This window comes from Streptomyces sp. NPDC039736 (assembly GCF_055596485.1).
Genome location: NZ_JBVIUQ010000002.1, coordinates 304,739 through 319,506, shown reverse-complemented (window position 1 = coordinate 319,506; position 14,768 = coordinate 304,739). Strand labels below are relative to the sequence as shown.

The following is a 14,768-nucleotide window of genomic DNA, read 5'->3' as shown; positions in this document are numbered from 1 at the left end:
TTGGTCCGTCACAGGTTCGCGGGGAGGCGCCAGTGGAATTCCGGTTGCTCGGAGCGGTGTCCGTCGCGACCGAGGCCGGTGAACTCCCCCTCGGCCCCGCCAAGCGGCGCAGCGTGCTGGCGGCACTGCTGCTGCGGCCCAACACGGCGGTGCCGGTCGACCAGCTCATCGACGCCATCTGGGACGAGGCCCCGCCCGCCCACGCGCGCACGGTCGTCCAGGGCCACGTCTCCCGGCTCCGGGCCCTGCTGAACGACGGCGAGGCGGCGGCGTACGGCGTCGAGCTCACCACACAGGGCCGGGCCTACGTCCTCGAGATGTCGGAGTCCCTGCTGGACGCCTACCGGTTCGAGGAGCTGGTGCTGCTGGCCCGCACCCAGCGGCAGGCCGCCGACGCGGTGCTGATGTTCCGCGAGGCGCTCTCCCTGTGGCGCGGCCCCGCCCTCACCGGGACGGTGTCCTCCGAGCCGCTGCTGGCCGCCGCGCACGCCCTGGAGGAGACCCGCCTGGTCACGGTCGAGGACCTGGCCGAGGCCTACAGCGAACTGGGCGAGCACGGCCGCGCCGCCGCCGTCCTGCGCGCCGAGGCCGTCGCCCACCCCATGCGGGAGTCCCTCTCGGCGGCGCTGATGCTCGCCCTGTACCGGGCGGGCCGCCAGTCCGACGCCCTCGACTGGTACCACCGCACCCGCCACCTGCTCGCCGACGAACTCGGCGTCGACCCCGGCCGCGCCCTCCAGACCGCCTACGGCGCCATCCTCCAGGGCGACCCCTTCGACCCCCCGGCCCCCGAGACCTGGGCCCCCGCCCCCTCGGCCCTCCACCTCAGCGCCCCCCTCGCCCCCTCCACCTCTGCCCATCCCGCCTCCGCCCACCTGGGCGCCTCCGGCACCCCGCACCGCAACCCGGCCGACCCCGCGCGCCCCGGCCCCGCCGGCTCGGCACACCCCGGCGGCTCTGCTCCCGCGCACCCCGGCTCAGTACACCCCGGCACCTCCGCCCCCGCGCACCCCGGCTCGGCACACCCCGGCACCCCCGCGCACCGCGAGCCCACCGCCCCGGCGCACGCCGCCACCACCACGGACCCCGGCCCCGTGCACCCCGGCGCCTCCGCCGCCCCGCACCGCGAGCCCGTCGGCTCTCCCGCACCCGCGCTTCCCAGCCCGTGGGCGCGGGTTCCGCCAGGGGCGGAACCGGCGGGCACGGGCGGACCGGTCCCGCCGCCGGCCGACGCCCCCGCCCCCCGGCCCGCCCCGGCACCGGACGCCGTCCTCGACGAGCCCGGCCCCGCCCCCGTACCGCCGCAGAAGACCCCGCCCGCCCTGCCGGGCGCGCACGTCCCGGCCGACCCCACCGCCCCCGACCTCCTCCCCCGCCACCCCCGCGGCTTCCTCGCCCGCACCTCCCCCCTCACCGCCCTCACCCGCATCGCCGCCACCCCCGACTCCCCGATCGCCCTCATCACCGGCCCCGCCGGCGTCGGCAAGACCGCCCTCGCCCTCCACTGGGCCCACCACCACCGCGACGCCTTCCCCGGCGGCCTCCTCTTCGCCGACCTGCACGGCTTCGACGCCCTGCCCGCCCCCGAACCCGCCGACGTGATCCGCGAGTTCCTCCTCGCCCTGGGCGTCGCCCGCCACGCCCTCCCCGAGACCCCGGCCACCGCCGCCGCCCTCTACCGCCGGCTCACCGCCGGCCGCAGGCTCCTCGTCGTCCTCGACAACGCCCGCAGCTCCGCCCAGGTCCGCCCCCTGCTCCCCGCGGGCGACACCTGTGTCACCCTCGTGACCAGCAGAAACCGCCTCGGCGGCCTCATCGCGGACGACCTGGCACGTCCCGTCCCGCTGGACGTCCTCGACGCGGCGGACTCCGTCGCCCTCCTCGCCACCGTCCTCGGCGAAGAACGCGTCGCCGCCGAACCCGACGCCGCCCGCGCCCTCGCCGCCCGCTGCGACGGCCTGCCGCTCGCCCTGCGCATCACGGCCGCCCGCCTCGCCACCCTCCCCGACCGCACCCTGGCCCGGCACGCCGACGAACTCGCCGACGAGCGCGGCCGCCTGGCCCTCCTCGCGGTCGAGGACCGGGGCGTCGAGGCGGAACTGCGCCTCAGCCTGAGCCAGTTGGACGCCTCCACCCAGCGCGTCTTCCGCGGCCTCGGCGCCCACACCGGCCCCACCGTCGACTCCTACGCCGCCGCCGCGCTCGCCGATGTGCCCGTCCCCGAGGCCGCCGCCGCCCTGGAGCGGCTCTGCGGCGCCCACCTCGTCCAGGAGCACGGCCGCCCCGGCGGCGGCCGGTACGCGCTGCACGACCTGGTGCGCCTCTTCGCCCGCACCACCGCCGACGACCCGGCCGCCCTGCCCCGGCTCCTCGACTACTACGTGTGCGCCGAACTCGCCGCGAACGCCGTCGCCGAACCGGGCAGCCGCCCCTGCTGCTCGCTCCCCGACGACGTACGGAAGCCGTCCCGGACCCCCCGGTTCGCGCAGCGCTCCGAGGTCATCGAGTGGTACGCCGCCGAGCGCGAGGCCCTCGCCGGGGCGCTGGCGGCGGCCCGCACGGCCGGACTCGACGACCGGGTGTGGCGGCTGGCGATCCTCCAGTGGCCGTACATCCTGTGGCGGGCCCGGGACGGCTGGACGCCCCTGCTCCGCACGGCGCTGGAGGCCGCCGTCGCCGTCGACGACCCGCGGGGCGAGTCCCGGGTACGGGCCCTGCTGGGGTGGGTGCTGGTGGAGGAGGAACGCACCGAGGAGGCGCACCCGCACCTGGAGTCGGCTCCGGTGCTGGCCGCCCGGGCGGGCGACCCGGTGGACGAGGCGATCGGCCGGATCAACCTCTCGCTCGCCCAGCGCAGGCGCGGCGACCTCGACGCCGCCCGCTCCGGCTGCGTACGCGCGCTGGAACTGGCGCGGCAGGCCGAGGACGTGCCGACGGAGCTGCTGGCGGGGCTGTCGCTGGCCGAGCTCTGCCTCCAGGCCGGCGACCCGGCGGCCGCCCTGCGGTACGCCGACGCGGGCCTGGCGCTGGGGCCGCACGGCGGCATCGGACAAGCCAGGAAGCTGCTGCTGAGCACCGTGCGGGGCGAGGCGCTGACTCTGCTCGGGCAGACGGCGGAGGGGCTCGCCGTACTGCGGGACGCGGCGGTCGCGGCCGAACGGGACGGCTACCACGAGGGCGCCTGCCGAGCGCTGGCCGTGCTGCTCAAACACCCCGGCGCCGAGGCGTACGAGGACCGCCACGCGCGTGCGGCAGCCGCGCTGGCCGCGGAAACGGGCCGCGGCCACCCGTAGAACGCAGGTGCGGCAAGCCGGAACGGGCTACGTTTTCGCAGGTCAGCGGCGGCATGCGCGCGATCCGCGAAGTGCGACAGCGGAACGTTAGCCGGGCGATAACGGCTGCCGTCAGGCTCGTCCCCGAGGGGGGACGCGGCACGAGGTCGTGCCGGACGGCCCGGCCGGACGCGCGGGCCGCCGGGGCTCCGCCCCCTGTTCACCAGCCCGGGGGGACCTGCACGATGCGCCGACGCGACGACCGCCGTACCCGGGACCGGGCGCGCCTGGGGGCGGTGGTGGCGCTGGTCCTGGGGGCCGTCGGCTGCACCGATGTTTCACGTGAAACAGCGCCGCACCGGGTGCTGAAAGCGGCGTCCGGGCCCGCCGGACCGGCGGCCGTCGAGGGACTGGACGACTGCACGACGGACGAGGTGGCCTTCCGGGTGGAGGTGCCGCCGTCGCGCCGCGGCGACCGGGCGGTGTTCCGGGTCGCAAAGGTCGTCGTCACCGGCACCGGGCCCCGGCCGTGCCTGCTGGACCGCGCACCGTACGTGCACGTCAGGATCGCCCCGAGCGATGCGACGATCGCCGTGAACCGCCCGGAACCACGGGCCCCGCGCGTCGTGCTGAAACCCGGCGGGGAGGCCGCGGCGCCGCTGTACTACACCGTGCTCAGGCCGAAGGGCCGCCGCCACCGCGACGAGTGCGGCCCCGCCGCCGACGGCACCGCGACGGTCGCCCTGGCCGACGGGCCCGTGTCGCGCTCCGCGCCGATCGTCGGGCCGGGCGGGAAGGGCCGGGCACGGCTGGTGCTGTGCCCCGGCCAGGCGGAGGTGGGAGGGTTCAGGGCCTTCGACAGGAACAGCCCAGGCCCTCCCCGTTGACCGCGCCGGGCCGCCCGCGCACCGGAGGGCACGCCCGGCACTCCTCGCGCCTCAGCCGTCCAGCCCCGCCAGGACGAGCGCCAGCCGCGTCTCCCCGCCGTCGACGACCCGCACCGGAACGCCCCAGTCCTGCTGGTGGACGTGACAGGCCGGGTACTCGTTCGCCGGGTCGTCGTCGCAGGAGGCGGCCATCGCGGAGACGTGCAGCACGCCCTCGGTGACCTCCGGGTTCAGCCGGATCTCACGTGCGAGGTCGGTGCCCGTGCCCTCGCCTTCGGCGATCAGCTCGGGCGGAGTGGCCGAGACCAGCAGCCGGGTCGAGGGACCGTACCGGGTGTCCAGCTTCTGGCCGCCGGGCGCCTGGAAGACCACGTCCAGCCGGAGCGTGCCCGGCGCGACGTCCGTCGCCGCCCGCTGCGTACGGTGCGCGACGGCCTCCACCCGTACCGCCTCGTCGGGGAGCCGCAGCCGGGTCAGCCGGTGGCGGGCGGACTCCACGACGACGATGTCGTCCCCGACGAGCACGGCGTCGCTGGGCTCGCGCAGGTCCGTGGCGAGGGTGGTGACCTGTCCCGTCGCGGGCTCGTAGCGGCGCAGGGCGTGGTTGTAGGTGTCACTGAGCGCGACCGAGCCGTCGGGCAGCGCGGTGACGCCCAGCGGGTGCTGGAGCAGCGCCTGTCCGGCGTCGCCGTCCCGGTGCCCGAAGTCGAAGAGGCCCGTGCCGACGGCCGTGTGGACGACGTCCTGCGTGTCCACCCAGCGCAGCGCGGAGGTCTCGGAGTCGGCGACCCAGAGCCGCTCCTCGGTGGCGGCGAGGCCGGACGGCTGGGCGAACCAGGCCTCGGCGGCCGGGCCGTCGACCAGGCCCTCGTTGGTCGTTCCGGCGGCGACGCGGACGGTGCCCGCTTCGGGGTCGTACGCCCACAGCTGGTGGACGCCCGCCATGGCGATCCACACCTCGCCGCGCCACCAGGCGACGTCCCACGGGGAGGAGAGCGACACGTCGAGCGCGGGCCCGCTCGTCGGCTCGCCCTGCCACCACTGCTTGCCGGTGCCCGCGACGACGCCGACCTCGCCGGTCTCGGCGTCGTACACCTTGAGCCGGTGGTTGACCGTGTCGGCGACGATCACCCGGCCGTCGGGGAGGAGGGCGAGGCCCTGCGGCTCGTTGAAGTCCCCGTCGATGCGGCGCAGCACGCTCTCGCCGTCGGGAGCCAGCTCCACGAGCTGGTCGCGGGTGGTGTCCGAGACGAGGAGGTTGCCGCTGCCGGGCAGGACCAGGGCCTTGCCGGGGAAGCGCAGGTCGGTGGCGACGGGCTCCGGCTCGACGTACGGTCCGTCGCCCCGGCGCAGCGTGCCCTTGGCCTCGTGCTCGGCCTCCAGCTCGGTGACCAGGCGCTCGATGGCGTGCGCGTGGCCCTCGCCGGCGTGCTGGGCGACGACGTATCCCTCGGGGTCGATCACGACGAGGGTCGGCCAGGCGCGGACCGCGTACTGCTTCCAGGTGGCCAGCTCGGGGTCGTCGAGGACGGGGTGGTGGACCTGGTAGCGCTCGGTGGCGTCGACGACGGCCTGGTGCTCGGCCTCGTGGACGAACTTCGGCGAGTGCACGCCGATGATCACCGTGGTGTCGCTGTGCCGCTGCTCCAGCTCGCGCAGCTCGTCCAGGACGTGCAGGCAGTTGATGCAGCAGAAGGTCCAGAAGTCGAGGATGACGATGCGTCCGCGCAGGTCGGCGAGGGTCAGGTCCTTGCCGCCCGTGTTGAGCCAGCCGCCCTTGCCGACGAGCTCGGGGGCGCGTACGCGGGCACGGGCACGGTGGGGGGCGGAGTTCGCGGCGGCATCAGCGGCAGTCATGGGACAAGGGTGCCACCGCCGCACGGAAGCACGGTCACGGCACCGTGCAGGCACTTCCGCGGGAGCATCCACGGAGCCATGACCGGCCTTGCTGTGGCACCAGGGTGAAGCCATCATGGCGTCATGGATCTCTCCCCGTACGTCGACACCCTCCGCCGTGAGCTCGCGGTGGCCGCCGAGGCCGGCGGCGAGGACGCCCGTGTCCTCGCCGAACGGCTCACCGCACCGCTGGAGTCGGCCGCCCGCCTCGCCCTGCTGAACGTGCTGTCCGACGCCATGGGCGAAGTGACCCGCGAACTGGCTCCCGGCTCGGTGGACGTACGGCTGCGGGGGCTCGACCCGTCCTTCGTGGTGACCCCGGCGCCGGGCGCGCCGTCCGAGCCGAGCGCTCCGTCCGCGCCCCCGGCTCCCGTCCTGCCCCCGGAGGCCGACGACGGCGGCACCGCCCGGATCAACCTGCGGCTGCCCACGCACCTCAAGACCCGGGCCGAGGACGCGGCGTCCCGCGAGGGCCTGTCCCTCAATGCCTGGCTGGTACGGGCCGTGGGCGCGGCCGTCGATCCCGGCACCGGAGGCGGCCGGAGCCCGCAGGACCCGGGGGCGGGCCGCGGACGGCAGAGCTTCACGGGGTGGGTCCGCTAGGAGCCCTTCGGCGCTGCCCGGGAAGCCCCCGTCAGCGCCCTCGCCCGAAGACCACCACCGCCATCAGGGACGGGACTGCCATGCCGAAAGCCAGCGCCACCGACCAGCCGCACCCCCACCGCTTCGACACCGCCGCTCCCGTCGCCGCCACGGTGCACGTCGAGGTGGGCACGGTACGGGTCACCGCCACCGACCGGAACGACACCGTCGTGACGGTTCGGCCCAGTGACAGCGCCAACACCGGTGACGTGAAGGCCGCCGCGCAGACCCGGGTGGAGTGTGCGGGCGGCTTCCTGCGGGTCCGTGCCCCCAGGACCCGCAGCCTGTTCGGCAGATCGCCCTCGATCACCGTGGATGTCGAGCTGCCCACGGGCTCCAGTCTGGACGGCAGGAGCGCGGTCGGTGACTTCGACTGCCGGGGACACCTCGGCGAGGTGCGGATCAAGGCCTCGGTCGGCGACCTCCGTGTCGCACACGCGGACTCCGTCGACCTCTCCACCCACGGCGCCGTCACCGCCGACCGCGTCGAGGGCGATGCCGCCTTCACCACGGGTTCCGGCGAGATCCGGGCCGGCCGGGTCGGCGGCGCTTGCGACGTCAAGAACTCCAACGGCAACACCCGCGTCGACGACGTGGCCGGCGCCCTGACCCTGCGCATCGCGAACGGCCAGGTGGTGGTCGGCCGCGCCCACTCCTCCGTCACCTCGCGCTCCGCCAACGGGAGCGTCCGCATCGACGAGGTCGTCCGCGACAAAACCACCGTCGAGACGTCGGCGGGCAACATCGAGATCGGCATCCGCGAGGGCTCCGCGGCCTGGCTGGACGTCAAGTCGACCATGGGCAGGGTCTACACGGACCTGACGGACTCGGCGGGCCCCGGCGATGCCGAGGAGGCCGTCGAGGTACGGGCGTACACGACGATGGGCAGCATCACCGTCCGCCGCTCGCCGGTGTGACCCCCGCACCGCACCGCACCGCGCCGCACCGCTCCGCCCCACATCCGCTTCACGCCGAGGAGTCCCCTTGCCCGTCATCCCTGACCTGACCACCCAGCGCCTCGTCCTCCGCGCCTGGACCCCCGAGGAGATCGACGCGGTGATCGCCGGGAAGCGTCTCCCGCACTGGGCCGAGGACTTCCCCGCCGAGGGCGACAAGGCCCTCGCGGGGCTCTTCGAGAAGCACCCCGGCTGGTACGGCGCGTACGGGCACCGCCAGATGATCGAGCGCGAAAGCGGCCGGGTCGTCGGGGCGATAGGCCTGTTCTCACAGCAGCCCGACGGCACGGTCGAGTTCGGTTACGGGGTCGCGCCGTCCCACCAGGGGCTGGGGTACGCCACCGAGGCCGCCCGCGCGATGATCGTGCACGCGCTGACCATGCCGGGCACCGAGGTGGTCTTCGCGAAGGTCTCGCTGGACAACACCGCCTCCCTCCGCGTCCTGGAGAAGGCGGGCCTCGTCCCCTGGACCGGCCTGGAGCTGGAACCCGGCCTCACCGCCTTTCGCACCCCCTGACGTTTCACGTGAAACACCGCCCGTCGTGTTTCACGTGAAACATGGCGGGCGGGCCCGAACCCTCGCCGAAAAAAGCCAAGTTGGAGTCCGCTCCGCGTCCTAGGCTGCCCCCATGCCCGAACTCCAGCTCCTGCGCGCCGATCACGCTCCCGCCCTCCTCGCCTTCGAGCGCGAGAACCGGGCGTTCTTCGCCGCAGCCATTCCTGACCGGGGCGATGCCTACTTCGCCGAGTTCGAGGCCCGCCACCAGGCCCTCCTCGACGAACAGGCCACCGGCACGATCGCCTTCCACGTACTCGTGGACGAGACCACCGGCGAGATCCTCGGCCGGTTCAACCTGGTCGACCTCCACGACGGGACCGCCGACGTGGGTTACCGCCTCGCCGAGAAGGCCACCGGCCGCGGGCTGGCCACCGCCGCCGTCCTCGACCTCTGCTCACTCGCCGCCACCCGCTACGGCCTGCACACCCTCAATGCGGCGACCACGCTGGACAACACCGCCTCCCACCAGGTCCTGACACGCACCGGCTTCACTCCGACGGGTACGACGACCCTCCTGGGCGAGCCGGCCCGGGCGTACACCCGGCAAGTCCACGCGCCGAAGGCGTGAGGGTGTCACCGGGGCGGGTATCCGTCATGGCATGAAATTCCTCGTACGCGACAAGCTCTTCTCCATCGGTGACGACTACTGGATTGAGGACGAGAACGGGCGGCACGCCTTCCTCGTCGACGGCAAGGCGCTCCGGCTGCGCGACACCCTGGAGATCAAGGACCCGAGCGGCCGCGTGCTGATCACGCTCAGGGAGAAGATGCTCAGCCTGCGGGACGCCATGACGCTGGAGCGGGACGGGGAGCCCCTGGCGACCGTGCGCAAGAAGCGGCTGTCGCTGATCCGCAACCACTACCGGGTCACGCTGAACGAGGGCACCGAACTGGACGTCAGCGGGCGGGTGCTCGACCGCGAGTTCGCCGTGGAGTACGACGGGGAGCTGCTGGCGCACATCTCGCGGAAGTGGTTCCGGGTGCGCGACACGTACGCGGTCAATGTCGTGCGTGAGGACGCGGACGCGCCGCTGCTCATCGCCGTCGCCGTGTGTGTGATCCGGATGGCGGAGAAGGAGCGGGAAGGGGACTGAGCGGGGACGCCTCAAGGGCACCCGAACAGCAAAGGGGCTGCCGGGCCCCAGCCCCCCGCGGCGCACCTCGGTCCCCGGCGCCCGGCGGCACACCGGCTGCCTCAGCGACGGGGTGCGGCGAGCCCCAGGAGCCGGTCCTTCAGCGCCGGGAACTGCTCCCTGGTGGCCTCGGGGCGCCCCGGTTCCAGCTCGACCACGAGCACCTCTTCCCCGGGCCCCGCCTCGGCCAACACCTCGCCCCACGGGTCGACCACGATGCTGTGCCCGGCCTGCTCGACACCGCCGTGCGTCCCGGCGGTGCCGCAGGCCAGGACGTACGCCTGGTTCTCCACGGCGCGGGCCCTGGCCAGCAGCGTCCAGTGCCCGCGCCGCTTGGCGGGCCATCCGGCGGGGATCACGAAGGCGGTGGCCCCCGCGTCGAGGAGTCCCCGGAACAGCTCGGGGAAGCGCAGGTCGTAACAGGTGGCGAGCCCCAGGCACAGTCCGGGCGTGCGTACGGAGACCAGCTCGCCGCCCGCCGCCATCAGCGCCGCCTCGCCCTCGTCGAAGCCGAAGCGGTGGATCTTCCGGTAGACGGCGGCGAGTTCGCCCTCGGGGGAGAAGACCAGGGAGGTGTTGAAGAGAGGGCCTTCGGGATCGCGCTCGACGAACGACCCGGCGTGCAGCCAGACTCCGGCGTCCCGCGCGGCCTTCGCCATCACCTCGTACGTCGGGCCCTCCAGCGGTTCCGCCTCCTCGGCGAAGCCCTCGTACGCCCACGCACCGGTCGGCCAGAGCTCGGGAAGCACCACCAGGTCGCTGTCCTGCTGCGCCCGCACCAGTGAAGCGACCCGCTCCCGACGGGAATTGACCGATTCATCGTCGTTTACATCGATCTGGAGCAGAGAGGCGCGCACACTACCACCGTCCTGGCATTCGAGCCGTCAACACGGGCCTACGATCGTCACACGAAAGCACTGCCGGGGTGCCTCCGGGCAGCGTAACTTAGCGTCCAAGTCCGCCACCCAGACCGCACCTGCCCGCACGCACGCACGGCAACCCAGCCGCACCGTCCGCGCCGCCGCCACTGAACCGCCCGAGGGGTCCCGTGACCGTCCACCATCCCGCCCTGCAAACCTACGCCGACGCCTGGACGCACTCCATAGAGGCGATATCCGAGCTGGTGAAGCCGCTCGTCGAGGGCGAGTGGAACCGCCGCACGCCCTGCCCCGGCTGGTCGGTGCGCGACCTCGTCTCCCACGTCATCGGCGCGGAGTGCGAGATGCTGGGCGACCCCCGCCCGATCCACTCGCTGCCCAGCGACCTCTTCCACATCACCTCCGACATCGCCCGCTATCTGGAGGTGCAGGTCGACGTCCGCCGCCACCACACCGCGCCGGAGATGACCTCGGAGCTGGAGTACACGATCATCCGCCGCAACCGGCAGTTGCGGAACGAGACCCGCTCGCCCGACACCCTGGTCCGCTCGCCGCTCTCCGGCCGCGAGATCCCCCTGGAAACGGCGCTGCGCATGCGGGCGTTCGACGTATGGGTGCACGAGCAGGACCTGCGCACCACCTTCCGGCAGCCCGGCAACCTGGACTCCCCCGGCGCCTACGTCGCCCGGGACTTCCTGCTGAACGCCCTGCCCAAGGTCGTCGCCAAGGACGCGGGCGCACCGCCCAACTCGGCGGTCGTCTTCGACGTGCACGGACCGGTCGAGTTCCTGCGCACGGTCCGCGTCGACGCCCAGGGCCTCGGCACCATCGACGGCACCCCCTCGCTGGGCCCGCTCGTGACGATCGCCCTGGACTGGGAGACGTACTACCGGCTGGCCTGCGGTCGCGTGCGGCACGCGACGGTGGCCGACCTCGTGAAGATCGAGGGCGACGAGGACCTGGCCCACGAGATCCTGCGGAACTTCGCGGTCACCCCGTAGCGGTGTTTCACGTGGAACACCGGCCGTCCGGCGTCACATGCGGGTCGTTTCCCGTGGAACACCGCCCGGAGCAGGGCCGTCACACCGGTACGTGCACGGCTTCGACCCTGCTCGCCACCAGGTGCTCCCGCTCCCGCCGTGCGGTCCGCGTGCGCAGCCGCAGGATCTGGGTCAGCCCCACCGCCTCCAGCACGAACACCGAGGCGAACGCGATCCGGTAGTTGTCGCCGGTCGCGTCCAGGAGCACGCCCACCGCGAACAGGGTGGTCATGGAGGCGATGAAGCCGCCCATGTTCACGATGCCCGAGGCCGTGCCCTGCCGCTCCGGCGGATTCGCGGGCCGCGCGAAGTCGAAGCCGATCATCGAGGCGGGCCCGCACGCCCCGAGCACCACGCACAGGGTCACCAGCAGCCACCCCGGCACGTGCTCCCCGGGATAGGCGATCGTGGCGCCCCACAGGAGGGCGGTCGCCGCCACCGTGCCGAGCGCCAGCGGAACCCGCGCCGCGTGGTGCCGGCCGATGACCTGGCCGTACACGAGCCCGATGGCCATGTTGGAGAGGACCACCAGCGTCAGCAGCTCTCCGGCCGCCGCCCGCGACATGCCCTGTGCCTCCACCAGGAACGGCATCCCCCACAGCAGCAGGAAGACCATCGCCGGGAACTGGGTGGTGAAGTGCACCCACATCCCGAGCCGGGTGCCGGGCTCCCGCCAGGCGGCCGCGATCTGCTCACGCACGAACGAGGGTCCGGCCTTCGCGGGACGCGGCGGCTCGTGGCCCTCGGGGTGGTCCTTGAGGAACAGCAGCGTCAGCACGAGGACGGCCACCCCGGCCGCCGCGCTGCCGACGAAGGTCGCCGTCCAGCCGTACCCGTGCAGGGACCGCGCGATCACCAGCGTCGAGACGAGGTTGCCCGCCATCCCGAACAGGGCGGCGACCTGCGCGATCATCGGCCCGCGCCGGGCCGGGAACCAGCGGGTGCCCAGCCGCAGCACGCTGATGAAGGTCATCGCGTCGCCGCAGCCGAGCAGCGCGCGGGAGAGCAGCGCCATGCCGTACGTCGGCGAGAGCGCGAAGCCCAGTTGGCCGAGCGTGAACAGTGCCGCGCCGATGAGCAGCACCTTCCTGGTGCCGAGCCGGTCGACCAGGAGGCCGACGGGTATCTGCATACCCGCGTACACGAGCAGTTGGAGTATCGAGAAGGTGGACAGCGCGGAGGCGTTGACCTGGAAGCGGTCGGCGGCGTCCAGGCCGGCGACGCCCAGGCTGGTGCGGAAGATGACGGCGACGAAGTAGACGGCGACGCCGATCGACCACACGGCCATCGCCTTGCGGCCGCCGGGCGGGTCGCCGTGCACGACGCGGGCTGCGGGCTTCATCGGTCGTCCCCCCTGACCAGGGTCTTCACCCGGCTGACATGGCGGCGTACGCAGGCGGCCGCGGCTTCCGGGTCGCCGGCCCGGAGGGCGTCCAGCATCTCGGCGTGCTCGGCGATGTTGAGCGCGATGCGGTCCGGGTGGGCCTCCATCACGGCGACGCCCATCCGCAGTTGCCGGTCGCGCATCTGGTCGTAGAGGCGGGAGAGGATCTTGTTCCCGGCGTTGCGGACGATCTCGGCGTGGAAGCAGCGGTCGGTGACGGCGACCTCCGCCAGGTCGCCCGCGACCGCCCGCTGCTGCTGCTCGGCGAGCAGCTCTTCGAGGCGGGTGATCAGCCGGGGCGGGGCGGGGATCGCCTTGCGCACCGCGAACTCCTCGACCAGCAGCCGGGTCTCCACCACGTCCGCGATCTCCTGCGCGGAGACCGCGAGGACCAGGGCGCCCTTCTTCGGGTAGAGCTTGATGAGCCCCTCGACCTCAAGACGCAGCAGCGCCTCGCGCACCGGAGTGCGGGAGACGCCCACGGCCTCGGCGAGATGGCCCTCGGTGAGGAGCGTCCCGCCTTCGTAGCTGCGGTCGAGCACCCCCCTCTTGATGTGATCGTAGACACGTTCGGCGGCGGGGGGTGCGGCAGGCATGCGCACAGCTTAGATACAACAGGTGTGCAAGAGAAAGGCCCGTCCGCGATGCGGACGGGCCCCTCTGCGAGCTGCGGTTACGCCCAGGTGATCAGGCGCTTCGGGTGCTCCAGGACCGCCGCCGTGTCGGCCAGGACCTTGGACCCGAGCTCTCCGTCGACCACCCGGTGGTCGAAGGACAGGGCCAGCGTGGTGACCTGGCGGGCCTTGACCTTGCCCTTGTGGACCCAGGGCTGGAGCTTGATGGCGCCGACCGCGAGGATCGCGGACTCGCCCGGGTTCAGGATCGGGGTGCCGGTGTCGACGCCGAAGACGCCGACGTTGGTGATGGTCACCGTGCCGCCCTGCATGGCTGCCGGGGAGGTCTTGCCCTCGCGGGCGACCGACACCAGGTCGGCCAGGGCGGACGCCAGTTCGGGCAGGGTCTTGGCCTGGGCGTCCTTGATGTTCGGGACGATCAGACCGCGCGGGGTGGCCGCGGCGATGCCCAGGTTCACGTACTCCTTCTGCACGATCACCTGGTTCTCCTCGTCCCAGGTGGCGTTGACCTCCGGGTTGCGCCTGATGGCGACGAGGAGGGCCTTGGCGATGAGCAGGAGCGGGTTGATCCGCAGCCCCGCCATGCCGTACTTGTCGGGGTCCGCCTTGAGTTCCGCGACCAGCTTCATCGTGCGCGTCACGTCGAGGGTGATGAACTCGGTGACGTGCGGTGCGGTGAAGGCGCTCTTCACCATGGCGGCCGCGGTGGCCTTGCGGACGCCCTTGATGGGGGTGACCGTTTCGCGGGAGGCGGGCGCGGACGCGCCGGTTCCGGCGAGGTCCACCGGGGCGGCCGGGGCGGCCGGTGCCTCGGTGACCGTTTCACGTGAAACATCCGGCGCGGCGGCCGGGGCGGCCGCCGCATGGACGTCCTCCCGCGTGATGACGCCGTTCGCACCGGTCGGCGTGACCGTCGCGAGGTCGATGCCCAGGTCCTTGGCCAGCTTGCGGACCGGCGGCTTGGCGAGGGGGCGCGTGCGCTCCTCGACGGCCTGGACCGAGGTGGAGGTGCCGTTCAACTCGGCCTGCACGGAGGCCGAGTAGGCCGCCTTCTCGGGCGCGGACGTGTCCGTCTTGCGGGCCCGGCGCTTGGTCGAGGACTCGGCGACGCCGTACCCGACCAGGACCGGCTGACGGCCCTTGGGCGCCTCGTCCTCCGCCGGCTCCGCCACGGGCGCGGGAGCGGCGACCGGCTCCGCCGGAGCGGCAGTGCCCGGCGCCACGTCGACCACGATGATCGACGTGCCGACGTCGACCGTCACGCCCTCCTCGAAGCGGAGCTCGTGCACCACGCCGTCGTACGGGATGGGCAGCTCGACGGCCGCCTTCGCCGTCTCGACCTCGCACACGACCTGCCCGTCGGTGACGGTGTCACCGGGCTGGACGTACCACTTGAGGATCTCGGCCTCCGTGAGGCCCTCGCCCACATCGGGCAGCTTGAACTCGCGGTAGCGGGCAGCGTTCTGCGTCTGTGTCATGTCAGTCG

The 14,768-nt window shown here is 73.5% G+C and carries 13 protein-coding genes; 8 read left to right on the top strand and 5 right to left on the bottom strand.

The features are described 5' to 3' along the window. The first annotated feature begins 32 nt into the window (after positions 1-32). Together ACZ56L_RS06370 and ACZ56L_RS06365 are read left to right on the top strand one after the other, a co-directional pair. Positions 33-3,293 carry an AfsR/SARP family transcriptional regulator gene (locus ACZ56L_RS06370; protein ID WP_471062169.1) on the top strand — a complete coding sequence of 1,087 codons (3,261 nt, stop codon included), beginning with the start codon at positions 33-35 and terminating at the stop codon, positions 3,291-3,293. Positions 3,294-3,517: 224 nt separating this feature from the next. After that, positions 3,518-4,159, top strand: a complete 642-nt coding sequence (locus ACZ56L_RS06365) for a DUF4232 domain-containing protein (protein ID WP_471062166.1) — start codon at positions 3,518-3,520, stop codon at positions 4,157-4,159. A gap of 51 nt (positions 4,160-4,210) precedes the next feature. Here ACZ56L_RS06365 and ACZ56L_RS06360 read toward each other — a convergent pair whose 3' ends face one another. Next, positions 4,211-6,016, bottom strand: a complete 1,806-nt coding sequence (locus ACZ56L_RS06360; RefSeq protein WP_345221068.1) for an NHL domain-containing thioredoxin family protein — start codon at positions 6,014-6,016, stop codon at positions 4,211-4,213. Between the two features lie 123 nt (positions 6,017-6,139). Between ACZ56L_RS06360 and ACZ56L_RS06355 the strand changes: the two genes are divergently transcribed. From ACZ56L_RS06355 to ACZ56L_RS06335, 5 genes are all read left to right on the top strand, one after another. Further along, complete coding sequence (locus ACZ56L_RS06355) at positions 6,140-6,658, top strand: hypothetical protein (protein WP_345221066.1); 519 nt, start codon at positions 6,140-6,142, stop codon at positions 6,656-6,658. 80 nt (positions 6,659-6,738) lie between these two features. Continuing rightward, a complete protein-coding gene (locus ACZ56L_RS06350) occupies positions 6,739-7,614 on the top strand; it encodes a DUF4097 family beta strand repeat-containing protein (protein WP_401755030.1) in 876 nt (291 codons plus the stop codon). 67 nt (positions 7,615-7,681) lie between these two features. Further along, complete coding sequence (locus ACZ56L_RS06345; protein WP_471062161.1) at positions 7,682-8,170, top strand: GNAT family N-acetyltransferase; 489 nt, start codon at positions 7,682-7,684, stop codon at positions 8,168-8,170. A gap of 112 nt (positions 8,171-8,282) precedes the next feature. Then, on the top strand, positions 8,283-8,780 hold the full coding sequence (locus tag ACZ56L_RS06340) for a GNAT family N-acetyltransferase (RefSeq protein WP_345221060.1): 498 nt from the start codon (positions 8,283-8,285) through the stop codon (positions 8,778-8,780). 31 nt (positions 8,781-8,811) lie between these two features. Next, complete coding sequence (locus ACZ56L_RS06335; RefSeq protein ID WP_345221058.1) at positions 8,812-9,306, top strand: LURP-one-related/scramblase family protein; 495 nt, start codon at positions 8,812-8,814, stop codon at positions 9,304-9,306. Between the two features lie 101 nt (positions 9,307-9,407). Here ACZ56L_RS06335 and ACZ56L_RS06330 read toward each other — a convergent pair whose 3' ends face one another. Next, positions 9,408-10,202 (bottom strand): carbon-nitrogen family hydrolase, encoded by a 795-nt coding sequence (locus ACZ56L_RS06330; protein WP_345221055.1) that lies wholly within the window; start codon positions 10,200-10,202, stop codon positions 9,408-9,410. A gap of 191 nt (positions 10,203-10,393) precedes the next feature. Here ACZ56L_RS06330 and ACZ56L_RS06325 point away from each other — a divergent pair, with 191 nt between their 5' ends. Further along, on the top strand, positions 10,394-11,224 hold the full coding sequence (locus ACZ56L_RS06325) for a maleylpyruvate isomerase family mycothiol-dependent enzyme (protein ID WP_401755041.1): 831 nt from the start codon (positions 10,394-10,396) through the stop codon (positions 11,222-11,224). 79 nt (positions 11,225-11,303) lie between these two features. Here ACZ56L_RS06325 and ACZ56L_RS06320 read toward each other — a convergent pair whose 3' ends face one another. The 3 genes from ACZ56L_RS06320 to ACZ56L_RS06310 all read right to left on the bottom strand — a co-directional run bounded on the left by ACZ56L_RS06320 (position 11,304) and on the right by ACZ56L_RS06310 (position 14,760). Next, a complete protein-coding gene (locus tag ACZ56L_RS06320; RefSeq protein ID WP_471062155.1) occupies positions 11,304-12,605 on the bottom strand; it encodes an MFS transporter in 1,302 nt (433 codons plus the stop codon). After that, positions 12,602-13,243 carry a GntR family transcriptional regulator gene (locus tag ACZ56L_RS06315; RefSeq protein ID WP_471062152.1) on the bottom strand — a complete coding sequence of 214 codons (642 nt, stop codon included), beginning with the start codon at positions 13,241-13,243 and terminating at the stop codon, positions 12,602-12,604. The genes ACZ56L_RS06320 and ACZ56L_RS06315 overlap by 4 nt, the downstream gene beginning before the upstream one ends. A gap of 77 nt (positions 13,244-13,320) precedes the next feature. Next, positions 13,321-14,760 (bottom strand): dihydrolipoamide acetyltransferase family protein, encoded by a 1,440-nt coding sequence (locus ACZ56L_RS06310; protein ID WP_345221047.1) that lies wholly within the window; start codon positions 14,758-14,760, stop codon positions 13,321-13,323. Positions 14,761-14,768: the final 8 nt, after the last annotated feature.